The sequence below is a fragment of the Actinoplanes sp. NPDC051513 genome (genome assembly GCF_044454685.1).
GTDB lineage: Bacteria > Actinomycetota > Actinomycetes > Mycobacteriales > Micromonosporaceae > Actinoplanes.
This window is the reverse complement of the sequence record NZ_JBITDW010000028.1, coordinates 74,313-97,084: the sequence shown is the minus strand read 5'-3', so window position 1 is coordinate 97,084 and position 22,772 is coordinate 74,313. Positions and strand designations below refer to the sequence as shown.

Genomic DNA, 22,772 nt, shown 5'->3' with positions numbered 1-22,772 from the left:
GGCGCCTCGTGGGTCACGGCGCCTCGTGGGTCACGGCGCCTCGTGGGTCACGGCGCCTCGTGGGTCACGGCGCCTCGTCGGTCACGGCGCCTCGTCGGTCACGGCCGCCTCGTCGGTCACGGCCGCCTCGTATGCGAGCAGGGTGTCGACCACGAGCCGCTGCTGCTCGGCGGAGAGCGACCCGAGCGCCTGCCGCCACGCCCGCGCGAACGGCGACAGCCACTCCGAGATCGCCGGCCGCGCCTGCTCGGTGATGTCGACGATGCGCCGCCGCCGGTCGTCGTCGTCCTCGCGCCGGGCCAGCACACCCTTCCGGCTCAGGTCGCCGATCAGCAGGCTCACCGTCGTCGGCGCGACCTCCAGCCGCGCGGCCAGCTGCGAAACTGTCTGCGGCCCATCGTGCAGAAGCAGCGAAAGCAGCGACAAGTGCCGCGGCGCCAGATCGAACGTGCGCAGCTGCTCGGGCGGCGTGATCCGCTTGGCCCGGCCGACCAGGCGGGGGAACAGCATGATCAGTTCACGCACGGCGTCGTCGGTTGACACTCCGCTGGCACCCCATTAGCTTTGACCTCAAAGGCAATTTGCATTCAAAACCATTTTAGGGGTACGACATGCCGCACCTCACCGTGCACGCAGCGGAGTCCGACCTCACCGGGCGCGAGCCCGAGTTGATCGCCGCGCTGACCGATGCCGTCGTCGCCGTCTACGGCGAATGGGCCCGCGAGATCGCCGTCGTGCTGTTGATCGGCGTGCCGGCCGCACGCTGGGGGGTCGGCGGAAAGGCGGCCTCCTCGCCCGCGCCGCGGGTGACTTTCGGGATTCGAGCGACCGTTTTCGACCGGCCCGACGCCGCCGACGTGCTGTCCCGGCTCGCCGCCGGGGTGACGGACGCGATCGCCGGCGTCGTGGGGGATCAGGTGCGCCCAGGTGTGACGGTCGAGTTCGTCGGAAGCCCGGATGGCCGCACCGGTGTCGGCGGGGTTCTGGTCGCGCACTGACCAGGGGTAGTTGTTCGCGGCGCCGTCCACAGGCGGCGGGCCCGGCATGCGAATGCCCTGCCGGGCCAGGGGCCGGCAGGGCACATGTGGTGTGGGGATGTCAGATCAGCCAGCGGTTCTTCTGCACCAGGGGAAGCTTGGCCCACCAGCGGCCGAGGCCCCACGTGTGGCCCGCGTAGGTGAGCGCCAGCGTGACCGCGCCGATCGCGTAGATCACGTGGTAGTCGATCAGCGGGTTGGACGAGCCCTGGGCGAGCGGCCACTCGGCCAGCCACATCAGGGCCATCATCGCGGTGGCGGCGACGGCGGCGACCCGCAGGCCGATGCCGAGGACCAGGGCGAGGCCGATGCCCAGCATGCCGAGCATGAATCCCCAGTCGGCGACCGGGTTGCCCGCGATGGTGTGGAAGAAGCCCTGCAGCGGGCCGGCTTCGACACTGGCGAGGAAGCCCTTGGTGGGCGATCCGCCGTTGATCCAGGCCTTGGCCGCCGGGGTGGCGTAGCCGAATCCGAAGGTCTTGTCGAGGAAGGCCCACAGGAAGACCAGGCCGGTGGAAACGCGCAGCACGGCGAGTGCCTTGGCCGCGCTGGTGGTCAACATGGCGCCGGGGGCCTCGACCTGCTCGAGGTGGGCCGCGTGGCTCCGGCCGATGATCGTCATAGCTTTCTCCTTCGTCCATTTCTTACATCCCCGACTCTCCTCCGCTTGCCGGCGCGGCAACCGGGCCATTGATCCCGATCGTCCCGGGACCAAAGTCCTCCATCACCTCGGAGGCGTCCCGGCGCGGCGCGGGGTGGCCCGGGGTGCCGTAGCCGAAGCGCACCACGATCTGCGGAGACCCGTTGCGGCCGAGGGCGCGCCGCAGCTGGTCGCGCGCGGCCGGCACCTCGATCGGCTGGCTGATCATGGAGGTGTCCAGGCCGGACGCGGTCGCGGTGAGCAGCACCTTCTGCAGCGCCTGGCCGGCGATGATCTGGTCGACCGGCAGGTCGCCGGGGGAGCCGAGGATGCCGATCAGCGGCTCCGGCTCGTAGTCGCGTGCGGTCGACCGCCGGCGGTCGTTGAAGAGGCGCTGCGGCAGCAGGTCCTGCGGCTCGGCCAGGGGCGCGCCGGCGCTGACCGGGACCGCGTCCCGCCACGCGGCGAGGGCCTCCTGGTACGCCGTGTCGCGGCGCAGCACCCGGTCGGCGCTCTGCGCGATCTCGGCGAACCCGCTCAGCGCGGTCGTTCCCACGAGCAGGTCGAGCCAGGCGCCCTCGTCCCGGGCGGCCTCGATGAGCCGTACCCGCACGTCGGCCGGCACGGGGTCGGGCCAGAACGGCCGGCGATTGCTGTAGCGGCGCGGGATGGCGTCGAAGAGCTCCTGCTCGGCGTAGGTCGTGGGCCGGGAAGGCTTGGCCGAGAGCCGGGCGATCACGCCGGGCGAGGGATGCAGCCGTACGGCGGCCGGACGACCGGCGGCCGCGAGGGCCAGCCGGGCGTTGTAGGTGGCCGCGCCGCAGGCGATGCGCGTCGCCCAGCCGCCGTGGTCGGCCGCCGGCAGGCTGCGCGACGGGTCGGCCAGGATCTCGACGGCGCCATCGCTGAGCCGGAAGAGCCACGGCTGGCTGTTGTGCAGCGACGGCGCCCGGACGCCGGCCGAGGCCGCCCGGTGCAGGTCCGCGACCTCGTAGGCGGCCATGGTCACTCGATTATGGTGATCACGTCGCGCGGGTCGCGGCGCGGCGTCGGCGGCGGGGGCGGGGCGTCGGGCAGGTAGCCGAGGCGGACCACCAGGTAGGGCTCGCCGAGGCCGGCGATCAGACCGCGCACCAGGTGCCGGGGCCACTCGACCTCGATGGCGTCGCTGATCAGCGAGGTGGACAGCCCGTCGGCGGTGGCGCGCAGCAGCAGCGCGGAGAGCGCCTCGCCGCCGCGCAGCAGGGCCTCGGGCTCGTCCGACTCGCCGAACAGCACCACGTACGCGGCGCCCTCGTCGTGCGCGTCGCCGGCCGGCTGGGCCGCGGCGCCGGCGGGGTCGAAGTCGCGCAGCGGCACCCGGCGCAGCTCCTGCCGGACGCCGGTCTCGGGCGGCACGCCGTCGCCGGTGAACGACGGCCGGCTGGTCCAGCGGGCGAGCTCGGCCTGGTAGGCCTCGTCGTCGCGTTCGGCCAGCGCCGCGGACTCGGTGCTGATGGCCAGCTCGGTGATCTGGTCCGGCCGCACCACATGCAGGTACGCGCCCTCGGCCTCGACCAGCCGGCGCAGCCGCGTCAGTTCCTCGTCGGCGACGGGCCGCGCGCCGTACGCGCGCCGGTCGCTGTGCCGCCGCGGTATGGCCGCGGCGAGGTCGGCGAGCGAGGGGGCAGCGGGCCCGTCGATGCGCAGGGCGGCGAGCAGATCCGGACGGGACGGGTCCGGCGTCAGCGTCACGGAGACCGCGAACCCGGCCGCGGCGAGCGAGACCCGAGCGTGGTGCAGCGCGGTGCCGCAGCTGAGCATCAGCAGGTTGCCCGATTTATCCACGGTGTCGAGCTGACGCGCCGAGTCCGCGAAGAGTTCCATGGTGTCGCCGGTGATCCGCCACGACCACGGCTGGGTGTTGAAGACCGAGGGTGCGTGCTGGGCCGCTCGGGCGGCTTCTTCGAGCGCTGTCATACGACAAACCATCGCGTACGCGGGCAGCACGCGTTCAGGGCCGAAGGTCCCGACTCACGCCGTGACCGGGGCCCGCCAGGTCACCACGGTTCCGTTGTCGCCCGGGCCGGGCCCGATCTCGAAGGTCCCGCCGAGGTCGTGGGCGCGCTCGCTCATGTTGGCGATCCCGCCGCGCGCCCCGGCCGGGTCGGCGCCGATCCCGTCGTCCTCGACCCGCAGCACGACCTCGTGCCCGTTCGCCCGCACCGACACCCGCACCCGGGTGGCCCGGGCGTGCCGGGCGACGTTCGACAGCGCCTCGCCCAGCACCGCCATCAGCTCCGGCACGATGTCGTCCGGGATCGCGCTGTCCACCGGCCCGATGGTGTCGAGGACCGGGCGGAAACCGAGCGTCGCCGCGGCGGACTCGACGGTCTCGTGCAGCTCGGTGCGCAGGGACGGGCCCACCGGCGTACGCAATTCGAAGATCGACCGCCGGATGTCGCGAATCGTCGCGTCGAGGTCGTCCACGGCCGCGTTGATCCGTTTGACCGCCTCGCCGCGTGCCGCGTGCGGCACCGCGCCCTGCAGCTGCATGCCGGTCGCGAACAGGCGCTGGATGACCACGTCGTGCAGGTCACGGGCGATCCGTTCGCGGTCCTCGAGCACCGCGAACTGCTCCCGCTGCTCCTGCGCCCGGGCCCGCTCGAGGGCGAGCGCCGCCTGCCCCGCGAACGTGGAGAGCAGCACCGCCTCCTCGTCGTCGGCCACGCGGTCGGCCGGCTGGGTGACGATCAGCATGCCGCGCAGGGTGTCCGCCGCCGTCAGCGGCGCGGCCAGGGCGGGCCCGTCGGGCACCGGCGCCGGCCACTCGGTGACCGCCGACAGGCTCTCGACCACCTTGTACTTCTCCTGGCCGAGCTCGACGTCGGCCGGCACCTGCCGGCCGGTCATCTCCTCGGCGCCGTCGGCCACCTCGATCGTGTAGCAGCCGTTCTCGTCGTCGTGCAACAGCACCATGACCAGCTCGGCGCCGGAGACCTCGCGGGCGCGGCGGGCGATCAGGCGCAGCGCCTCGTTGCGGCGCGCGGTGCTGACCAGCACCGCGGTGATCTCGGCGGTCGCGGCCAGCCAGCGCTCGCGGCGCTGGGCGAGGGCGTAGAGGCGGGCGTTGTCGATGGCGACGCCGGCCGCGGCGGCGAGCGCCACCACGATCTCCTCGTCGTCCTCGCTGAACTCGGGCGCGCCCCGCTTCTCGGCCAGGTACAGGTTGCCGAAAATCTGGTCGCGGATGCGCACGGGGACGCCGAGAAAGCTGTGCATCGGCGGATGGTGCGGCGGAAACCCGTACGAGTTGGGATGTTTGCGAATGTCCGGAAGCCGGACCGGGTTCGGATCGGTGATCAGGAGCCCCAGCACGCCCCGGCCGTGCGGCAGGTCGCCGATCTCGGCGTGGGTGGCGGCGTCGATGCCGTGGGTGATGAAGTCGGCGAGCTCGGTGCGGTCGGCGCCGATCACTCCCAGCGCGCCGTATCTCGCGCCGGCCAGCGCGCAGGCGGCCTCGACGATGCGCTGGAGCGTGCTGCGCAGGTCGAGGTCGGAGCCGATCCCGACGACCGCGTCGAGCAGCGCCCGCAGCCGCTCCCGGCTGGCCATGACGTCGCCGACCCGGTCGAGCATCTCCTGGAGGAGCTCGTCGAGCCGCACCCGCGACAGCGGCCCGAGCCCCAGCGAAGGCGGTTCCGCACGCTCCGACATGCCGCCAGGCTATCGGTGATCACGGTCGGCGGGCATCGTCCAGGGAAGGTGAGGTGGACACGGGACCTTGGTCCCTAGGTGGCGGGCGTCACGGCCCGGTAGAAATGAGGGATGATCCGCGTATTTCTGCTCGACGACCACGAGGTGGTCCGCCGCGGCCTGGTCGACCTGCTGCAGGCCGACGGCGACATCGAGGTCGTGGGGGAGTCCGGCTCGGCGCAGGAGGCCGCCCGGCGCATCCCGGCGCTGCGCCCCGATGTGGCCGTGCTCGACGCCCGGCTGCCCGACGGCAACGGCATCGACGTGTGCCGCGACGTGCGCGCGATCGACTCGACGATCAAGGGGTTGATCCTCACCTCCTACGAGGACGACGAGGCGCTGTTCGCCGCGATCATGGCCGGGGCCTCGGGGTATGTGCTCAAGCAGATCCGCGGGACCGACCTGGTCGACGCGGTGCGCCGGGTCGCCGAGGGGCAGTCGCTGCTCGACCCGGCGGTCACCCAGCGGGTGCTCGAGCGCATCCGCAACGGCGTGGAGCAGCCGCAGGAGCTGGCCGGCCTGACCGATCAGGAGCGGCGCATCCTCGAGCTCATCGCCGAGGGCCTGACCAACCGCGAGATCGCCGGCCGCATGTTCCTCGCCGAGAAGACGGTCAAGAACTACGTCTCCAGCCTGCTGGCCAAGCTCGGCCTGGAACGCCGTACGCAGGCGGCGGTTCTGGCCACCCGGCTGCTGGGCGAGAAGAAGGCAGGACTTTAGACCCTGCCGCCGGGCCGTCGAGCCTCGAAATGATCAGGGCGAACCTGCGGAAAGGACTCGCCCGTGGACACGCTCGACCTGGCGCGGTGGCAGTTCGGGATCACCACCGTCTACCACTTCTTCTTCGTGCCGATCACCATCGGCATGTCGGCCCTGGTGGCCGGCCTGCAGACCGCCTGGGTGCGCACCGGCAAGGAGCGTTACCTGCGGGCCACCAAGTTCTGGGGCAAGCTCTTCCTGATCAACTTCGCGATGGGCGTGGTCACCGGCCTCGTGCAGGAATTCCAGTTCGGGATGAACTGGAGCGACTACTCGCGCTTCGTCGGCGACATCTTCGGCGCGCCGCTGGCGATCGAGGGGCTGCTCGCGTTCTTCCTGGAGTCCACGTTCCTCGGACTGTGGATCTTCGGCTGGGATCGCCTCCCGCGCCGCGTGCATCTCGCGACGATCTGGATCGCCTCGATCGGGACGATGCTCTCCGCGTATTTCATCCTCGCCGCCAACTCGTGGATGCAGCACCCGGTCGGCTACCGCATCAACGAGGAGGCCGGCCGGGCCGAGCTCACCAGCATCGGCAAGGTCTTCACCAACTCGACGACGATCGTCACCTTCGCGCACACGCTGACGGCCTGCTTCCTCACCGCGGGGGCGGTGTTCCTCGCGATCAGCGCGTGGCACGTCAAACGTGGCCACCAGACCGACGTGTTCCGGCCCGGCCTCAAGCTCGGCGCCTGGGTGGTGCTGATCGCCGCGGTCGGCGTCTTCATCTCCGGCGACACGCAGGCCCGGGTCATGACCCAGCAGCAGCCGATGAAGATGGCCGCCGCCGAGGCGCTGTGGCAGAACTCCGGTCCGGCCAGCTTCTCGCTGTTCACGATCGGGTCGCTCAACGGCGACGAGGAGAGGTTCAGCGTCCGCGTTCCCGGCGTGCTGTCGTTCCTGTCCACCGGCACGTTCACCGGCGAGGTCGAGGGGATCGACAACCTGCAGGCCGAGTACGAGCAGAGGTTCGGCCCCGGCAACTACACGCCCAACATCCCGGTCACCTACTGGTCGTTCCGCCTGATGATCGGGTTCGGCAGCCTCGCGGCCCTGGTCGCGCTGGTGGCGCTCTGGTTCGCCCGCGGCGGCCGCACCCCGCGCAACCGCTGGCTCTGGATCGCCGCGATCGCCTCGATCGGCATGCCGCTGGCCGCGAACTCGTTCGGCTGGATCTTCACGGAGATGGGCCGGCAGCCGTGGACGGTCTTCGGCGTCTTCAAGACCGCCGACAGCGTGTCACCCGCCGTGAGCCCGGCCAACGCGGCCACGTCACTCATCGTGCTGACCGTCCTCTACGGCATTCTCGCCGTCGTCGCGCTGGGCATTTTCGTCCGGTACGCCCGGGCCGGCGCCCCGGAGATCCCGCCCGACCCGGATTCCTCTGAAGAGGACCGCCCGCTCGCGTTCGCGTACTGAAAGGGCTGCGGAGAATGGAACTCACCACCGTCTGGTTCGCGCTCATCGCGATCCTCTGGGCCGGATACTTCCTGCTCGAGGGATTCGATTTCGGCGTCGGCATGCTGCTGCCGGTTCTCGGCCGCGACAATCGCGAGCGCCGCCTGCTCATCAACACGATCGGCCCGGTCTGGGACGGCAACGAGGTGTGGGTGATCGTCGCCGGCGGCGCCACCTTCGCGGCGTTTCCCGAGTGGTACGCCACGCTGTTCTCCGGGTTCTACCTGCCGCTGCTGATCATTCTGGTCGCGCTCATCATTCGCGGCGTCGCCTTCGAATACCGCGGCAAGCGCGACGAGGACCGCTGGCGGCGTCGCTGGGACTGGTGCATCGTCGCGGGCTCGCTGCTTCCAGCGATCCTCTGGGGTGTCGCTTTCGGCAACATCGTCCGGGGTGTACGCCTCGACGCGCAGCACGAATACGCGGGCACGTTCTTCGATCTGCTCAATCCGTACGCGCTCGTCGGCGGCCTCACCACGTTCGTGCTCTTCGTGCTGCACGGCGCCGTTTTCATCGCCCTCAAGACCGACGGCGAGATGCGGCAGCGTTCCGGCGCCCTCGCCGCGCGGATCGCCCCGGCGGCCGTGGTCGTGGCCGGCGCCTTCCTCGCCTGGACCGCCATCGCCCACCACGACGGCGGAGGTCTCGCGCTGTTCGTCGCGGCGGCGCTGGCGCTGGCCGGGGCGGTGGTGCTGACCCGGCTGCGCCGTGAGGGATGGGCGTTCCTGGCGACCGGGGCGACGATCGTGCTCGCGGTGTTCGGGCTGTTCGTGACGCTGTTCCCGGACGTGATGCCATCGACCATCGCCGACGCGAACAGTTTGACCGTGCACAATGCGTCGTCCACGCCGTACACGCTCAAGGTGATGACCTGGGTGGCGGTGTTCTTCACCCCGATCGTGCTGCTCTACCAGGGCTGGACGTACTGGGTGTTCCGCAAGCGGCTGAGCGTCGAGAAGATCCCGGCATGAAACCCTTGGACGCCCGGCTTCTGCGCTATGCGCGCGCCAGCCGGTGGTATCTCGGGGCGACGGTGGCGCTGGGGGTGGCATCGGCCGCGCTGATCGTCGGGCAGGCCACCATTCTCGCGTACGGGATCAGCGCGGTCTTCCTCGATGGCGCCTCGATCTCCTCGCTCGTGCCGGCGCTGGCCGCATTGGCGGTCGTGACCGTCGCGCGCGCGGCGATCGGGTGGGCGCAGGAGTCGGCGGCCGCGCGGTCGTCGGCCGCGGTGAAAGAGGAGCTCCGGGGGCGGCTGCTGGCTCATGCGGCCGCCCTCGGCCCCGGCCGCGGGCCTGCCACCGGGGAGCTCATCACGCTGGTGACGCGCGGGCTGGACGCGCTCGACGCCTATTTCGCGCGGTATCTACCGCAACTGGTGCTCGCGGCTCTGGTTCCGGCGGTGGTGCTCGGCCGTCTTCTGCCGGCCGATCTGACGGCGACGGTGACGATCGCGTTGACGCTGCCGCTCATTCCGGTGTTCATGGCGCTGGCCGGGCTGCACGCCGAATCGGCGAACCGGCGCCAGTTCAAGCTGTTGTCGCGTCTCTCCCACCATTTCCTCGACGTGGTTTCCGGACTCGCGACACTGAAGGTGTTCGGGCGGGCCGGTGCGCAGGTCGAGAACATTCGGCGGGTCAGCGACGAGCAGCGGCGGGTCACCCTGCGGACCCTGCGGATCGCGTTTCTCTCGTCGCTGGTGCTCGAGCTGCTGGCGACCTTGTCGGTGGCGCTCGTGGCGGTGGGGATCGGATTGCGCCTCGTGTCGGGGAATCTCGATCTGCGGACCGCACTGCTGGTGCTGATCCTGGCCCCGGCGGCTTACCTGCCGTTGCGGCAGGTGGGGGCGCACTATCACGCGAGCGCCGAAGGGCTGGCCGCGGCATCGTCGGCCTTCGAGGTCCTGGAGAAGCCGCTTGTGGTCGCGGGCTCGGCGCCGGCGCCTTCGGGGGCCATCTCCTTCGAGGACGTTGTCGTGCGTTATCGGGAGAGTGATGCCCTGCGGCTCTCGACGGTTGTCGCGCCGGGTTCCTTTGTGGCGCTCACCGGGCCGAGCGGTTCGGGGAAGTCGACCGCCTTGAATGTGCTGCTGGGGTTTGCCGCCTGTGATGCGGGGCGGGTGACGGTGGGTGGCGTTGATCTGTCGACCGTTGACCCTGCGTCGTGGCGGTCCCGGGTGGCTTGGGTGCCGCAGCGTCCGTCGCTCTTTGCTGGGACAATTCGGTCAAATATCGCGCTCGGCGCCGATGCCGCCGACATTTCGGACATTCACCGGGCGGCCCGGCTGGCCGGGGCCCATGACTTCGTTCTCGAGCTGCCGGCCGGCTACGACACGGTGATCGGGGACGACGGGGCCGGGCTCTCCTCCGGGCAACGGCAGCGGCTCGCGCTGGCCCGCGCCTTCTTGCGGGACGCGCCGCTCGTGCTGCTCGACGAGCCGACCGCCAACCTGGACGCGTCTTCCGCGGAGGCGGTCATGACGGCGATCAAACGGCTCGCCGCCGGCCGGACGGTGATCATGGCGGCGCATCGGCCCGAGCTGATCGCGCTGGCCGACCGGGTTGTCGACCTGACGCCGGTGGGTGCGCGATGAGGCTCCGCATGCTGGCGGCGGTGCTGGCCGGGGCCGGCGCGGCGGGGGCGGCCGCCGGGCTGATGGCGACGTCGGCGTGGCTGATCTCGCGGGCCGCCCTGCACCCGCCGGTGCTGCACCTCATGGTGGCGATCGTGGCCGTGCGCGCCTTCGGGATCGGGCGCGGCGTTCTGCGTTACGCCGAGCGCCTGGCCGGCCACGACGCGGCGTTGCGCGCTCTCGGGCGTACCCGGACGCGGATCTTCGCCCACCTGGCGAAAGTCGCGCCCGCGGGTCTCGCCGACTTCCGCCGCGCCGACCTCGCCCGGCGCCTCTGCGACGATGTGGACGCGGTGCTCGACCTGCTCACCCGGGTCGTCCTGCCCTACGCCGTGGCCGTGCTCGTCGGCGCCGGGTCGGTGCTGCTGATCGGCTCGCTGTCGGTGCCCGCCGGCGTCACGCTCGCCCTGGGCCTGTTGCTGGTCGGCGCCGGCGTTCCCGCGCTGCAGTCGCGCGCGTCCCGCCGGGCCGACGGCCGTCTCGCGCCGCTGCGCGGCTCGCTCGCCACCGCGACGGCCGACCTGGCGCATGGCCTTCCCGACCTCATCGCGTACGGGGCGGTGGACGACCGCCTGCGAAAGCTCGCCGCCACCGGTGCCTCGTTGCGCGAGGCCGAGCGGCGCTCCAGCGCGATGGCCGGCATGGCGGCGGCCGTCACCGCGGTGGCGACCGGGCTGTGCCTGCTGGTAGGGCTGGCCGCCGGGGCGGTTGCCGTGCGTGGCGGCGTCCTCCAGGGTGAATTGCTCGCCGTGGTCGTGCTGACGCCACTCGCCGTGTTCGAGACCGTGGGCGCTCTGCCGGCGTCGGCCCAGCGGTTCGCCGCCTGCCGGGCCTCGGTCCGCCGGCTCCGCGAGGTGCTCGACGCCCCGTCGCCGGTCGTCGTGCCGGCCTCGCCCGCCGGCGTCCCGGCCGGGCCGCACACGCTGCGGCTCGAGAACGTCAGCGCCGGCTGGGTTCCCGGCCGTGCCGTGCTGCGGGACGTGTCGCTCACGCTCGCGCCGGGGGACCGGGTCGCGCTGGTGGGACCGAGCGGGTCCGGCAAGAGCACGGTCGCCGCGCTGCTGGTCCGCTTCCTCGACCCGTCGTCCGGCCGGGCCACCCTCGACGGCGTCGACCTGCGCTCGTTCACGCCCGAGCGGGTACGCGAGATCGTCGGGTACCTGCCCGAGGACGCCTACCTCTTCGACACGACGATCGCCGCGAACCTGCGGATCGCCCGCCCGTCCGCTTCCGAGCAGGAGTTGCGGGCGGCGCTGGCCTCCGCCCGGCTGCTGGACTGGGTGGATTCGTTGCCGCAGGGTCTCGAGACGCCGGTGGGGGAGCACGGGATGTCACTGTCGGGCGGGCAGCGCCGTCGCTTGGCACTTGCCCGGGCCCTGCTGGCCGGCTTCGAGATCCTCATCCTCGACGAGCCGACCGAGCATCTCGACGACGAGACGGCCTCGGCCCTGACCCGCGACCTGCTGGCCGCGGCCGGCGACCGGACCGTCCTGCTGATCACCCACCGGCCCGGCTTCGCCGCCTCGGTCGACCGGGTGGTCACCCTGGGGGAGTCCCCGGCCGGCCGGTACGCGAGCGTTCGCTGACCCGCTCGCGGCGACGCATCGGGCGTTGCGTGCCCACGTGTTGTGTGCCCACGTGTTGTGTGCCCACGTGTTGTGTGCCCACGTGTTGCGCGCCCATGTGTTGCGCGCAACTGGGCCGTTGCGCGCATTGGGCCGTTGCGCGCACGGGGCCGTTGCGCGCACGGGGCCGTTGCGGGCACTGGTGTTGCGCGCCCAGGCGTCCTGGCCGGCGTTCGGTCAGGCGGCGGAGGCCGTCGTCTCGCGGCGGATCGCGGTCGCGTGGCGGTCGCGCAGCTCCTGGTAGAGCGCGCGGAACCGCTCGGGCTGGGCGTGGAAATCGACGCCCTTCTCCCACAGCGAGGTGTTCACGCGGGCGCCGTCGCCCCGACGGATCATGATGCATTTTCCGGACGGGATCGCGAAAGCGCCGACGCGGTGGCCCACCTGCTCGACGGTGATGTTGTCGACCTGCTGCCACGTGAGTTTCCTGGTGGACATCAGGTTGCGGATCATGATGCCGTCGTCGCTGGTGTAGAGGCCGATGCGGTGGATCCGCCACGCGCCGGCGAGCCAGACGACGGCCAGGAAACCGGCCAGGGCAAGCTCCAGCGCATCCGTCAGGCCGAGCATGCGGGACGTGGCCCAGTGCAGGTAGGCGAGGGCGCCGGCCTCCCAGAGCACCACCCACCAGCGGCCCCGGCCCGGCTCGTACGGGCGGGTCCAGGAACGGGACATGGCGAACTCCGGGGTGCGTGGGAGGCAGGAAAGTCTCACCAGTGCAGCGTCCGGCGTGGGCGGAAGGAATCGGCCGATCGGGCTGCTCGCGCGCACTGACGCGTACCCGTCAGAACCAGCAGTGACCCCCACCCGGCCGGCTGGGGGTCACTCAGGCCGATGTCAGCGCTTGGCCTCGGCCACCGCGGCCCGGACCTTGTCGGCGCTCGCGGGCGTCCCGGCCGGGTCCTCGACGGTGCCGTAGGGCGGGCCGTAGGCGGGCTGACCGGGCTCCACGCGCCAGCTCTCGGCCAGCGGGCCGACGTCGACCGTGTCGTAGCCGATCGCGTCGAGGAACTCGGTGGCAACCTTCTTGGCCTCGCCGTCGTCACCGGCGATCGTCAGCGCGGTGCGGTCGGCGGCGCCGTGCGGGCGGGTCAGCGAACCCAGGTGCAGGTGGAAAATGTTGTTGAATACTTTCACGACCTTGGCGCTGCCAAGGTGTCGCTGCTCCAGCTCGGCGCTGGTGAGCAGGCCCTCGTCGAGCTCGGCGAAGTGGCCGTCGCGGGCCGCGTAGTAGTTGTCGGTGTCGAGAACAACTTTCCCGGCGAGTTGCTCGACCGGCAGCGTCGCGTGCGCGTGGAACGGCACGCTCACCACGACCAGGTCGGCCTGGGCGGCATCGGCGGGCGTCGCGGCGCGCGCCTTGTCACCGAGATTTCGTACGAGGTCGGCCAGCGTCTCCGGGCCACGCGAGTTGCTCAGCACCACGTCGTAGCCGGCGTTCACGGCGAGGCGCGCGACGGTGCCGCCGATCAGTCCGCTGCCGATGAATCCCACAGTCGTCATGCCCCGGACAACATCCCTGCCGCGGCAACTATTGCGCGGTTTCGCGGAGCAGATAGGAGATCTGCGTCTCGGGAATCTCCTGGTGCGGGCCGTAAATTTCCCAGCGCGGCCCGGCGAGGGGCAGGCCGCGGCTCAGGATCGCCTCGTGGGCCGCGCCGAGGCGGTCGTATGGCCCGCGATGGATGGTCGTCGCGACCCGGCCGCCGGGCAGCTCGGACGCCACGACCGGGTCGCCGAGCGGGATCGGCGCCGACAGCAGCACGCCGACCTCGACGTGCGGGATGTCGTCGAGGTAGAGCATGACGTTGGGACAGCCCCGCGTGATGCCGGCCGCGTGGAGGCGCTCCCAGACCTGGTCGAGCATCGGTTTCCACGCCCGCGGGAAATCCGCCCAGCTGCTTTTCGCGCGCACGACCGCCGTGGGCCGCGCCCCGACGGAACTCACCACTACCTCGTAGCCCATGTGGGTCATGATGACGCGATGAGCGCCTCGATCGACATCTCCGGTTACCTGCGGCGGCTGCGGCTCGGCCACCTCGAGGGGCAGCCGCCGAGTGTGGAGAGCCTGCACCTGCTGCACCGGGCGCACGCCGAGCTCATCCCGTACGAAAATTTCGAGATCTGGCTCGGCCGGCCGACGACGGTGGACCCGGCCGAGTCGGTTGCGCGAATCCTGCGCGGCCGTGGCGGTTACTGTTTCCATCTCAACGGCGCTTTCTCGGCGCTGCTGATGGCGCTCGGCTACCGGGTGACGCGCCATCTCGGCGGCGTGCAGAACAACACGCTCCGGGAGGCCGGCGCCACCGGCAACCATCTGGTCCTGACAGTTTCTGAACTTCCGTCCGCTGCCGCCCCGTCCGGCCGGTGGCTGGCCGATCTGGGCATGGGCGACGGCCTGCACGAGCCGCTGCCGCTCACCGCGGGCACTTTCCGGCAAGGCCCTTTCGAGTACGTCCTCCGCCCGTCCGACGCCGAGCCCGGCGGTTGGCGTTTCGACCACGACCCGAGCGGTTCATTCCTCGGCATGGACTTCCGTTCCGCCGGGACGGAGATGTCCGCCTTCGACGACATGCACAGTTTCCTGTCCACGTCGCCCGATTCCGGCTTCGTACGCGCCCTGGCCGTGTTCCGCCGCGACGCCACGGGATGCGATTGCCTGCGCGGCCTGGTGCTGACCCGCGTGGGCGAGCTTTCGTCGCGGACCATTCTCGACCGCGAGACGGACTATTTCGCGGCGCTGGCAGACGTTTTCGACATTCACCTCGAGGACGTGACGAGGACCGAGCGGGCCGCCCTCTGGCGGCGCCTGAGCGCGGCGCATGAAGAGTGGCTCGCCCAGGCCTGACCCGCCGCCGGCCACCGTCGCCCGATGCCGGGCCGCTACTTCGAATCGATGCGGCCCTGCGGCTCAGCGCTCGCCGCCGCCCAGCCGGAATCCGACGGGTCGAGCGCGCTCCGCAGGAAGGCTGCGGTCAGCCGCCGGACGGCGTCCACTCGCTCCGGGCTCTCGTCGGTGGTCTCGGTGGACTGGTAGCCGGTGATGCCGCCCAGCGAGTGCTCGGCGCCGAACAGGGTGAGCAGGCTCTTCGCCCCCGGGCTCAGGCGGTAGGCGTCGGTGAACCATTCCGGGCCCCGCACGGACAGCGCGGACTGGTCCTTGTCGCCGGCCACCACCAGGGTCGGGGTGGTCATCGACGCGAAGTCGGGGTTCATGAAGGGGAAGTGCTCGGCGGCGAAGGGTGTGAGGTCGGCGCCGCCGGTGCCCGGCACGGCCAGCAGCACGCCCGCCCTGACCCGGGGGTCGGGGGTGGCGAGGGCGCGCGGGTCGAGCGTGCTCGCGGCGCCGGGGTTCTGCGGATCGGCCGTGGCGCCGGGGCTCTGCGGATCGGCCGTGGCGCCGGGGTTCTGCGGATCGGCCGTGGCGCCGGGGCTCTGCGGATCGGCCGTGGCGCCGAGCACGCGGGCGCCCAGCAGCATGCTCACCGATTGAGCGCCCCACGAGTGACCGGCGGCGGCGATCCGGTCGCGGTCGATGCGGCCCGCGAGACCGGGCACGGCGTCCTCGACGGCATCGAGGTGGTCGAGCGTCCGGGAGAGGTCCTCCACCCGGAAGCGCCAGATCTCCGGATACCGGGCGTCGTCGGGGGTGACGTTCAGGGTTCGCGAGTCGAGGTGGGTGGGCTGCACGACGACGAAACCGTTCGCGGCCCAGTAGACGGCCAGCGGGGCGTAGCCGTCCATCGACTCGCCGAAGCCGTGCGAGAAGACGATGACGGGCAGGTCGGTTCCGGCCGCCGGGGCCGACACCCGGAGCTGCAGGTCTTCGCCGCGGCCGGGCGCGGGCAGCACGACGGGCCGGACCGAGATGACGGGGATGGTCATGGTTGTCTCCTGGGTAAGCGGATCCTGGTTCCGTTTCGACAATATGGAACCAGGTTCCGCTTAACAAGGTGACAACGGTCTCAGCCGAGCCCGGGCGGGCCGTCAGTCGAAGTCGTAGACCGTGGTGGGGATGCCGGCGGCGTTCCGGCTCGGGCCACCGCCGGGAGATGGCCAGGACGAAGCCATTGCCCCAGCCGCCCAGATCGTTGCAGACGTGGGCGATTATCTTCGGGCCCTTCGCCTGCGGGCTGGTGGCGTCGCCCTTGACGATTTTCAGCGACGGTTCCATGGCCGGAACCGAAGGGCACGGGTACGACAAAACCGTCAGGTGCGCGCGGCGGCCGCCGAAAGGAACGACCATGCCCAGCCGCCTCCCGATCGCGCACCTGTGCCTCGGCGTGCTCTACGCCGTCCTCATGGTGCTCGCGGTCAGCCTGGGCGAAAATGTCGCGGAAGTTGCCCGGGTCGTTTTCGGCCTGATCGGGCTGGCCGCCGCGGCATGGGCGGCGCGCGACCGGGGTCCCGCCCACCGCGCGTGGCTGGCGGTGGCGGTGAGTTTCGCGGTGCTCGTGGTGTCGCCGCTGCTGCGGGTGGCGCTCACGCGCGTGGGCATCGGCTCCGCCGACGACGTGACCCACGTGACTTTCGTGCTGGCCCTGCTGGTCGCGCTGCGCATGTTTCCGCTGGCGCGGATGAACCGCCGCGAGCGATGGAAGTCCGCGATCGACGCGACGACGGTCCTGGTCGGCGGCACGATGGTGCTCTGGTACACCTCGTTCGGCGGGCACGCCGAGCGCAACCTGCTGGTCTCCGCCGGCCTCTTCCCCCTCTCCGACCTGGCCCTTCTGTTCGCCGCGTCGCGGGTGCTGCTGCGCGGCGCCGACGATACCGCCCAGCGTCCGCTGCGCTGGCTGGTGGCCGGCGCGCTGGTGCTTTTCGCGGGTGACGCGGTGCACGGTTCCCTCGTCGCGCACGACAAGATCGAGTTCCACGCCCCGTGGCAGTTCCTCTGCTGGATCACGGCCGACGCGCTGCTGGCGGCCGGCGCCCTCACGCAGTGCGCCGCCGTCGCCGGGAAACCCCGTGGGGTCCGGCCGAGCGTTCCGGTTTCGCGCTTTCTCCCGTACGGGGCGGTGGCCGTCGCCCACGTCCTGATGTTCGCCGCCGCCGTGCAGGAGGGCACGTTCTTTCCGTGGGGCGGCCTGGCCCTCGGCGGCGCCGCCCTCAGCGCGCTGGTCCTGTTCCGTCAGGCGCTGGTGCAGCGGGAGAGCGATGAGCAGGCCATCACCGACCACCTGACCGGCCTGCCCAACCGCAACCTGTTCCGCGCCACCGACACCCGCTCGCTGGCCCGGGCCGCCCGCACCGGCCGATACAGCGCGGTCCTGGTGATCGACATGAACGGCTTCAAGGAGGTCAACGACACGCTCGGCCACAAGTCCGGCGACCTCGTGCTGGTAGAGTTCGCCGAGCTCCTGCGCCGCTGCGTGCCCGCGCCGGGCCTGCCGTGCCGGCTGGGCGGCGACGAATTCGCCGTGGTGCTTCCCGATCTCGGCAATCCCGGGCAGGCGTACGAGGTGGCCGGCCGGATCGCCGCCGAGGTGTCCCCGGTCGTCATCGCCGGCAAGATCATCGCCATGGCGGCCAGTGTCGGCGTGGCCGTCTCCGCGCCCGGCGAGCTCACCCACGACGAGATCGTCCACCGCGCCGACCAGGCCATGTACCGCGCCAAGCGGTCCGCGCCGCACACCCGCTGGGCGGCCTGGCAGGAGTCGTTCGAGCAGCCGGTCACCGAGCTGCGCGCGGCCTGAGACCGACGCCACAACCCATCGGGAATTGTCGATCCCTTCAGCCCGTTGAGCGGGCCACGAGAGGGGAGCGAATCAGGAACGAGAAGAAGGTCATCGCGGTCGTCGGCGCCACCGGGGCGCAGGGTGGCGGCCTGGTCAAGGCGATCCTGGACGACCCCGAGGGCGGTTTCGCGGTGCGCGCGCTGACCCGCGACGCGACCTCGCCGCGCGCCCAGGAGCTGGTCAAGCTGGGCGCCGAGGTGGTCGAGGCCGACAACTACGACCCGGAGAGCCTCGACCACGCCTTCGCCGGCGCGTACGGGGCGTTCGTCGTCACGAACTTCTGGGCGCACATGTCGGCCGAGCGCGAGCTCGAGGAGGCCGCCAACCTCGCCGGTGCCGCCAGGAAGGCGGGGCTGCGGCACGTCATCTGGTCGACGCTCGAGGACACCCGCGACCACATCCCGGCCGGCGACGACCGGATGCCCACGCTGCAGGGCACGTACCGGGTTCCGCACTTCGACGCCAAGGCCGAGGCGGACGCGCTGTTCGTCGAGGCCGGAGTGCCCACGACATTCCTGCGCACCACGTTCTACTGGGAGAACCTCGCGAGCGGCTGGGGCGCGTCCCGCGACGAGAACGGCGTGCTCACGCTCGGCCTGCCGATGGGCGAGAGCCGGCTGGCCGGCATCGCGGTCGACGACATCGGCAGGACCGCGTACGGGGTCCTGAAGGCCGGCGACGCCTACGTGGGCAAGACGCTGCACATCGCCGGCGAGCACCTGACCGGGCACGAGATCGCGGCCGGCCTGACCTGGGCGGTCGGCGAGACCGTCGTCTACCGCCCGATGAGCCACGACGAGTACCGCGCGCTCGACTTCCCGGGCGCTGACGAGGCCGGGAACATGCTGCAGTACTACACCGAGTTCGCGGACTACTTCACCGGCGTGCGCGACCTCGACGAGGTACGGCGGATCAACCCCGGGCTGCAGACCTTCGAGCAGTGGCTGCGCGCCCACGGCCACACCATCCCCGCCGCCTAGCCCCACCGCCTAGGCGGGTTTGCCGTTCTGGCAAGGAAGCTTGCGCCAGCGACAAGGCGGGCGCATGGTCGACTCATGAATGACGCGTACGAAGTAGTGGTGATCGGTGGCGGAGCGGCCGGCCTGAGCGGCGCCCTCATGCTCGCCCGCTCCCGCCGCTCGGTCCTGGTGATCGATGCGGGTCAGCCCCGCAACGCCCCGGCCGAGGGCATCCACGGCCTCCTGGGCCGCGAGGGCATGTCGCCCCTCGAACTGCTGGCCCGCGGCCGCGAGGAAGTCCGCGGCTACGGCGGCGAGGTCGAGGAGGGTGAGGTCGCCTCCGTGGGCCGCGACGGCGACGGCTTCGCGGTGAGGCTCGCCGACGGCCGCGGGGTGGGGGCCAAGCGGCTGCTGGTGACCGCCGGCCTGGTCGACGAACTGCCCCCGATCCCCGGACTGCGCGAGCGCTGGGGCCGCGACGTCGTGCACTGCCCGTACTGCCACGGCTGGGAGATTCGCGACCAGGCCATCGGCGTGCTGGCCACCGGCCCGATGTCGGTGCACCAGGCGCTCCTGTTCAGCCAGCTCAGCGACGACGTGATGTTCTTCGCCAACGGCCAGGAAGTCTCCGCCGAGCAGCGGGAGCAGCTGGTGTCCCGCAGCGTCGAGATCGTGACCGGCGAGGTCGAGGGCCTGGAGATCGCCGGCGACCGCATCACCGGCGTCCGCCTCGACGGAAAGACCGTGCGACGAGAGGCGATCGCCGTCGCGACCCGGATGGTGGCCCGCGCCGCCTTCCTCGCCGACCTGGGCCTCAAGACCGTCGAGCACCCCACCGGCATGGGTGAGCACATCCCGGCCGACCCGACCGGCCGCACCGAGGTGGCCGGCGTCTGGGCGGCCGGCAACGTCGCCGACCTCTCCGCCCAGGTCGGCTCGGCCGCGGCGGCCGGCGCCCTCGCGGGCGCCCAGATCAACGCGGATCTGGTGCTGAACCCATAGCCTTAGCCGTGCAGGTTGTCGAGGCCGAGCAGGCGGTTGAGCAGCCGCAGCCGGTAGGCCAGGCTCAGCGAGGCGAACCACAGCGTCAGCATCACGAAAACGATGACGAACATCGGGCGCGACGGCCCCGCCAGGCCGAAATACGTGTACAGCGTCGGCGAGAACAGCACCGCCCCGAACGCGACGATCAGCCCGCACACCAGATAGGTCGGCCGCCGGTCGGCGATCGGCGCGGTCCACGCGGCGAACAACCGGTTCGGCGGCGCGAGGAAAAGTATCAGCAGGAACGACGCCAGGCAGAAGAAGGTCGAGAGCCCGGTCTGCGCGGCGATGGTCGCGGCCGCCACCGTGAAGTCGGTGTCCGACCCGTACGTGAGGCCGGTGTATCTCTCGAACTCGCTGATCACCTCGGTGGGCGTCCGCCCCGAGCTGAACCCCACGGTGACGGCCTCGTAGAGGCCGGCGTAGATCGCGGTGCCGAAACCCGACGTGATGACCGCCGCCGGCACCACAAAACCGGCGAGCCCGCTGAGCAGGTTGCGTTCGGGCGGCAGGGGCTTGGCCCACATGGTCAGGAAGAAAGTGGGCACGCCGACCGTGAAAAGCGTGAGGCCCACTTGCGTGGGCGAGTAGGGAAAACCGATCCCGAGCATGGTGACCGCGAGGATGACCAGGCCCTGCGTGGCGACCCGGGCCAGGAAGACGTAGAGCGACATCCCGATCCCGTTGATGATCCGCCGGCCCTCCCGCTGGGCCGGCGGCAGCGCGGCGAACGAGTCCTCGACCAGCACGATGTCGGCCACGTCCCGGGTGACCGCGCTGCCGCTGCGCATCGCCACGCCGACCTGGGCGCCCTTGAGCGCGCGGGCGTCGTTCACCCCGTCGCCGATCATCGCGACGTAGTGGCTCTGCCGGCGCAGCGACCGCACGATTCTTTCCTTGTGCTCCGGTGCGACCCGGCCGAAAACTGTCGTCCTCTCCACCAGGCGGTCGAGCGTCGCGTCATCGAGCGAATCCAGCGAGGCTCCCGCGACCGGCTCGCCGGCGTCGAGTCCGGCGCGGGCCGCGATCGCCGCCACCGTGCGCGGATCGTCGCCCGACAGCACCTTCATCGCGACGCCGTCTCCGCGCATGCGAACGATGGTCTCGCCCACCTCGGGCCGCAGCTCGTCGGCGAGGGCGACCAGACCGAAAGGCTCGAGCGCCGGCAGGGTGGGGTGTCCGGCGCCGTCGCGCAGATTCGCTCCGCTTTCCCCGGGCTTCGCCAGCAGGAGTACGCGGAGACCGCACTCGGCGTGTTTCGCGACCTCGTCCTCCGCGACGGGCGGGGTCAGATGCCCGGCCAGCGCGTCGGGCGCCCCGAGCACCCAGGTTCCTTCGTCGGCGATGATTCCCGACCACCGCAGCGACGACGCGAACGCAATTTCGTCCCGTACGCGGAAAGCCTGACCGCCCAGCGCAAGCGCCAACGCCTGCGTCGTCAGATTCGGGGTTGTCGCGCTTCGCGCGAAAGAACCGAGCGTCTTTTCCACGTCGGCCCGGCTGTGCGCGCCGATGGGGTGGATCTCGTCGACCGTGAGGCGGCCGGTCGTGAGCGTGCCGGTCTTGTCGGTGCAGACCACATCGACGTTGCTGACCGACTCGACCGCGTTGACCTGCTGCACGAGCGCGCCCGAGCGGGCGATCGCGGCGGCGCCGGCGGTGTACGCGACGGCGATGAGGAAGAAAAGCCCGTAGGGCACCAGGCCGGAGAGCACGGCCGTCATCTGCACGACGCGCAGCAGCGTGAAGCCCTCGATCGCGGCCTGGCCGAGGATCGCGCCGCTCATCAGGGCGGTCAACGCCATCACCAGGCGCACCAGAAACTCCACCCGCCTCTGCAGCGGCGTCTTGTCGGTGGTGACGCGCCGCGCCTCCGCCGTCAGCCGGCCGGCGTAGCTGTTCGCGCCCACGTCGCGCGCGACCATCAGCCCCTCGCCGGCCACGCACAGGCTTCCCGACCGCAGGTCGTCGCCCGGCAGCTTGGGGACCGGGTCGGACTCGCCGGTCAGCAGCGACTCGTCGGCCTCGACCCGCCCGCCGTCGAGCAGCGGCCCGTCCACCACGATCTGGTCGCCGGCCCGCACCCGCAGCACGTCGCCGCGCACCACCTGATCGGGCGGGAGCGCGGTCTCCCGGCGGTCGCGCAGCGCGGTCACCGGGACGCGTTCCAGCAGCTGGAGGCGGTCGAGCTTGCGCTTGGCGCGCATCTCCTGGGCGGCGCTGATCACCGCGTTGATCAGGCCGAGCCCGACGCTGATCAGCGCGTCGCTGAACCGGCCCATGGCCATCAGCGCGGCGCCGATGACGAACAGGATGATGTTGAAAAAGGAGAAGACGTTGGTGCGCAGGATGTCGGCGTAGCTGCGTGAGCCGCCCTTGACCGGCGCGTTCGTCTCGCCCCGGCGGCGGCGCTCGGCGGCCTCGGCGCTGGTCAGCCCCTCCATCGTCGGCGCAGCCATCGGCTCATGACGCTACCGCCCCGTTGGTGTGGTTTTTGGCGGTTTCCGCCCGGACGGTCACCCCGTGTTGAGGCGAGCGTGGCGGGGTTGCGGGAGTCGGGGAAGATCAACGGCTGTGCGATACACCCGAATTCTGCCGTTGGTGGCCGTTCTCGCGGGGGTGGCCGCCTGCACCGGCTCGCCCTCGCCGACGCCCGCTCCCACCGCGAGCGCCTCCGCCGTCGTGGCGCCCGCCTGTCCAGCGCCCGGGGTGCTCATCACCGCCGATCGGGGTGACGCGGCCGCCGGTTACCGGGAGATCAGCCTGCACCTGACCAACTGCGGCGCCACCGAGTACACGCTGCAGGGCCGGCCCGAGATCACCGTGCTCGACGACAAGCATCAGCCGCTCCACGTGACCATCGGCGCGAGCATCCACTACACGGCCGGCCCGCGTCGCGTGACGCTCAAGCCCGGCCAGGGCACGACGGCCGTGCTCGCCTGGCACAACACGGTCACCAGCGGCGCCGTGCAGAACGGCGCCGCGCTCGAGGTCGCCCCGGTCAAGGGCGCGCCCGAGCAGGTCGTGGCCCTTCCCGCCGCGATGGACCTCGGCACCACCGGCAAGCTCGACACGAGCGCCTGGCTCTGATCGCGGGCCGTCCACCGCAGCTGGTTGCGCGGGGTCGGTAGGCTCCCGCTGCGAT

21 protein-coding genes are annotated in these 22,772 nt (G+C 71.5%); 11 read left to right on the top strand and 10 right to left on the bottom strand.

The genetic code is table 11. The features are described 5' to 3' along the window. Positions 1-81 precede the first annotated feature (81 nt). Positions 82-543 carry a MarR family transcriptional regulator gene (locus ACIA5D_RS44390; protein WP_396036691.1) on the bottom strand — a complete coding sequence of 154 codons (462 nt, stop codon included), beginning with the start codon at positions 541-543 and terminating at the stop codon, positions 82-84. A 68-nt stretch (positions 544-611) separates the two neighbouring features. Here ACIA5D_RS44390 and ACIA5D_RS44385 point away from each other — a divergent pair, with 68 nt between their 5' ends. Further along, positions 612-998: a 4-oxalocrotonate tautomerase family protein gene (locus ACIA5D_RS44385; protein ID WP_396036690.1), complete on the top strand. Its 387-nt coding sequence runs from the start codon at positions 612-614 to the stop codon at positions 996-998. Between the two features lie 100 nt (positions 999-1,098). On the opposite strand, the gene ACIA5D_RS44380 is transcribed toward ACIA5D_RS44385, so the two are convergent. The 4 genes from ACIA5D_RS44380 to ACIA5D_RS44365 are packed head-to-tail and all read right to left on the bottom strand — an operon-like array spanning position 1,099 to position 5,373. Continuing rightward, positions 1,099-1,659 carry a hypothetical protein gene (locus ACIA5D_RS44380; protein ID WP_396036689.1) on the bottom strand — a complete coding sequence of 187 codons (561 nt, stop codon included), beginning with the start codon at positions 1,657-1,659 and terminating at the stop codon, positions 1,099-1,101. Positions 1,660-1,681: 22 nt separating this feature from the next. Next, positions 1,682-2,680: an Acg family FMN-binding oxidoreductase gene (locus tag ACIA5D_RS44375; protein ID WP_396036712.1), complete on the bottom strand. Its 999-nt coding sequence runs from the start codon at positions 2,678-2,680 to the stop codon at positions 1,682-1,684. Positions 2,681-2,682: 2 nt separating this feature from the next. Further along, positions 2,683-3,636: an Acg family FMN-binding oxidoreductase gene (locus tag ACIA5D_RS44370; protein WP_396036688.1), complete on the bottom strand. Its 954-nt coding sequence runs from the start codon at positions 3,634-3,636 to the stop codon at positions 2,683-2,685. A 54-nt stretch (positions 3,637-3,690) separates the two neighbouring features. Next, entirely contained in the window at positions 3,691-5,373 is a 1,683-nt protein-coding gene (locus tag ACIA5D_RS44365; protein WP_396036687.1) for a GAF domain-containing sensor histidine kinase, read from the bottom strand. Between the two features lie 111 nt (positions 5,374-5,484). Here ACIA5D_RS44365 and ACIA5D_RS44360 point away from each other — a divergent pair, with 111 nt between their 5' ends. The 5 genes from ACIA5D_RS44360 to cydC all read left to right on the top strand — a co-directional run bounded on the left by ACIA5D_RS44360 (position 5,485) and on the right by cydC (position 11,847). After that, a complete protein-coding gene (locus ACIA5D_RS44360; protein WP_396036686.1) occupies positions 5,485-6,132 on the top strand; it encodes a response regulator in 648 nt (215 codons plus the stop codon). Positions 6,133-6,195: 63 nt separating this feature from the next. Further along, a complete protein-coding gene (locus ACIA5D_RS44355) occupies positions 6,196-7,590 on the top strand; it encodes a cytochrome ubiquinol oxidase subunit I (RefSeq protein ID WP_396036685.1) in 1,395 nt (464 codons plus the stop codon). Positions 7,591-7,604: 14 nt separating this feature from the next. Then, positions 7,605-8,600, top strand: coding sequence for a cytochrome d ubiquinol oxidase subunit II (gene cydB, locus ACIA5D_RS44350; RefSeq protein WP_396036684.1), 996 nt, complete (start codon positions 7,605-7,607; stop codon positions 8,598-8,600). Continuing rightward, entirely contained in the window at positions 8,597-10,222 is a 1,626-nt protein-coding gene (cydD, locus tag ACIA5D_RS44345) for a thiol reductant ABC exporter subunit CydD (RefSeq protein WP_396036683.1), read from the top strand. The genes cydB and cydD overlap by 4 nt, the downstream gene beginning before the upstream one ends. After that, on the top strand, positions 10,219-11,847 hold the full coding sequence (gene cydC, locus ACIA5D_RS44340) for a thiol reductant ABC exporter subunit CydC (protein ID WP_396036682.1): 1,629 nt from the start codon (positions 10,219-10,221) through the stop codon (positions 11,845-11,847). Before cydD ends, cydC begins: the two co-directional genes overlap by 4 nt. A 216-nt stretch (positions 11,848-12,063) precedes the next feature. On the opposite strand, the gene ACIA5D_RS44335 is transcribed toward cydC, so the two are convergent. From ACIA5D_RS44335 to ACIA5D_RS44325, 3 genes are all read right to left on the bottom strand, one after another. Continuing rightward, complete coding sequence (locus ACIA5D_RS44335; RefSeq protein ID WP_396036681.1) at positions 12,064-12,600, bottom strand: PH domain-containing protein; 537 nt, start codon at positions 12,598-12,600, stop codon at positions 12,064-12,066. Between the two features lie 123 nt (positions 12,601-12,723). After that, positions 12,724-13,389 (bottom strand): NADPH-dependent F420 reductase, encoded by a 666-nt coding sequence (locus ACIA5D_RS44330; RefSeq protein ID WP_396036680.1) that lies wholly within the window; start codon positions 13,387-13,389, stop codon positions 12,724-12,726. Positions 13,390-13,417: 28 nt separating this feature from the next. Next, positions 13,418-13,852: an AraC family transcriptional regulator gene (locus ACIA5D_RS44325; RefSeq protein WP_396036679.1), complete on the bottom strand. Its 435-nt coding sequence runs from the start codon at positions 13,850-13,852 to the stop codon at positions 13,418-13,420. An 18-nt stretch (positions 13,853-13,870) separates the two neighbouring features. On the opposite strand from ACIA5D_RS44325, the gene ACIA5D_RS44320 reads away from it, so the two are divergent. After that, positions 13,871-14,734: an arylamine N-acetyltransferase gene (locus tag ACIA5D_RS44320; protein WP_396036678.1), complete on the top strand. Its 864-nt coding sequence runs from the start codon at positions 13,871-13,873 to the stop codon at positions 14,732-14,734. A 35-nt stretch (positions 14,735-14,769) separates the two neighbouring features. Here the strand turns inward: ACIA5D_RS44320 and ACIA5D_RS44315 are convergent, their stop codons facing one another. Continuing rightward, positions 14,770-15,771: an alpha/beta hydrolase family protein gene (locus tag ACIA5D_RS44315; RefSeq protein ID WP_396036677.1), complete on the bottom strand. Its 1,002-nt coding sequence runs from the start codon at positions 15,769-15,771 to the stop codon at positions 14,770-14,772. Positions 15,772-16,130: 359 nt separating this feature from the next. Between ACIA5D_RS44315 and ACIA5D_RS44310 the strand changes: the two genes are divergently transcribed. From ACIA5D_RS44310 to ACIA5D_RS44300, 3 genes are all read left to right on the top strand, one after another. Beyond that, a complete protein-coding gene (locus ACIA5D_RS44310; RefSeq protein ID WP_396036676.1) occupies positions 16,131-17,582 on the top strand; it encodes a diguanylate cyclase domain-containing protein in 1,452 nt (483 codons plus the stop codon). A gap of 17 nt (positions 17,583-17,599) precedes the next feature. Beyond that, positions 17,600-18,604, top strand: coding sequence for an NmrA/HSCARG family protein (locus ACIA5D_RS44305; RefSeq protein WP_396036711.1), 1,005 nt, complete (start codon positions 17,600-17,602; stop codon positions 18,602-18,604). A gap of 75 nt (positions 18,605-18,679) precedes the next feature. Continuing rightward, on the top strand, positions 18,680-19,585 hold the full coding sequence (locus ACIA5D_RS44300; RefSeq protein WP_396036675.1) for an NAD(P)/FAD-dependent oxidoreductase: 906 nt from the start codon (positions 18,680-18,682) through the stop codon (positions 19,583-19,585). A gap of 2 nt (positions 19,586-19,587) precedes the next feature. On the opposite strand, the gene ACIA5D_RS44295 is transcribed toward ACIA5D_RS44300, so the two are convergent. Continuing rightward, a complete protein-coding gene (locus ACIA5D_RS44295) occupies positions 19,588-22,086 on the bottom strand; it encodes an HAD-IC family P-type ATPase (RefSeq protein ID WP_396036674.1) in 2,499 nt (832 codons plus the stop codon). 142 nt (positions 22,087-22,228) lie between these two features. On the opposite strand from ACIA5D_RS44295, the gene ACIA5D_RS44290 reads away from it, so the two are divergent. Then, positions 22,229-22,717, top strand: coding sequence for a DUF4232 domain-containing protein (locus ACIA5D_RS44290; protein WP_396036673.1), 489 nt, complete (start codon positions 22,229-22,231; stop codon positions 22,715-22,717). Positions 22,718-22,772: the final 55 nt, after the last annotated feature.

Excerpts from the sequence above, each read along its gene's own strand:
- ACIA5D_RS44385 (WP_396036690.1), top strand. The coding sequence starts at position 612 with ATGCCGCACCTCACCGTGCACGCAGCGGAGTCCGACCTCACCGGGCGC.
- ACIA5D_RS44380 (WP_396036689.1), bottom strand. The coding sequence starts at position 1,659 with ATGACGATCATCGGCCGGAGCCACGCGGCCCACCTCGAGCAGGTCGAG.
- ACIA5D_RS44375 (WP_396036712.1), bottom strand. The coding sequence starts at position 2,680 with ATGGCCGCCTACGAGGTCGCGGACCTGCACCGGGCGGCCTCGGCCGGC.
- ACIA5D_RS44370 (WP_396036688.1), bottom strand. The coding sequence starts at position 3,636 with ATGACAGCGCTCGAAGAAGCCGCCCGAGCGGCCCAGCACGCACCCTCG.
- ACIA5D_RS44365 (WP_396036687.1), bottom strand. The coding sequence starts at position 5,373 with ATGTCGGAGCGTGCGGAACCGCCTTCGCTGGGGCTCGGGCCGCTGTCG.
- ACIA5D_RS44360 (WP_396036686.1), top strand. The coding sequence starts at position 5,485 with ATGATCCGCGTATTTCTGCTCGACGACCACGAGGTGGTCCGCCGCGGC.
- cydB (WP_396036684.1), top strand. The coding sequence starts at position 7,605 with ATGGAACTCACCACCGTCTGGTTCGCGCTCATCGCGATCCTCTGGGCC.
- cydD (WP_396036683.1), top strand. The coding sequence starts at position 8,597 with ATGAAACCCTTGGACGCCCGGCTTCTGCGCTATGCGCGCGCCAGCCGG.
- cydC (WP_396036682.1), top strand. The coding sequence starts at position 10,219 with ATGAGGCTCCGCATGCTGGCGGCGGTGCTGGCCGGGGCCGGCGCGGCG.
- ACIA5D_RS44330 (WP_396036680.1), bottom strand. The coding sequence starts at position 13,389 with ATGACGACTGTGGGATTCATCGGCAGCGGACTGATCGGCGGCACCGTC.
- ACIA5D_RS44325 (WP_396036679.1), bottom strand. The coding sequence starts at position 13,852 with ATGGGCTACGAGGTAGTGGTGAGTTCCGTCGGGGCGCGGCCCACGGCG.
- ACIA5D_RS44320 (WP_396036678.1), top strand. The coding sequence starts at position 13,871 with ATGAGCGCCTCGATCGACATCTCCGGTTACCTGCGGCGGCTGCGGCTC.
- ACIA5D_RS44315 (WP_396036677.1), bottom strand. The coding sequence starts at position 15,771 with ATGACCATCCCCGTCATCTCGGTCCGGCCCGTCGTGCTGCCCGCGCCC.
- ACIA5D_RS44310 (WP_396036676.1), top strand. The coding sequence starts at position 16,131 with ATGCCCAGCCGCCTCCCGATCGCGCACCTGTGCCTCGGCGTGCTCTAC.
- ACIA5D_RS44300 (WP_396036675.1), top strand. The coding sequence starts at position 18,680 with ATGAATGACGCGTACGAAGTAGTGGTGATCGGTGGCGGAGCGGCCGGC.
- ACIA5D_RS44295 (WP_396036674.1), bottom strand. The coding sequence starts at position 22,086 with ATGGCTGCGCCGACGATGGAGGGGCTGACCAGCGCCGAGGCCGCCGAG.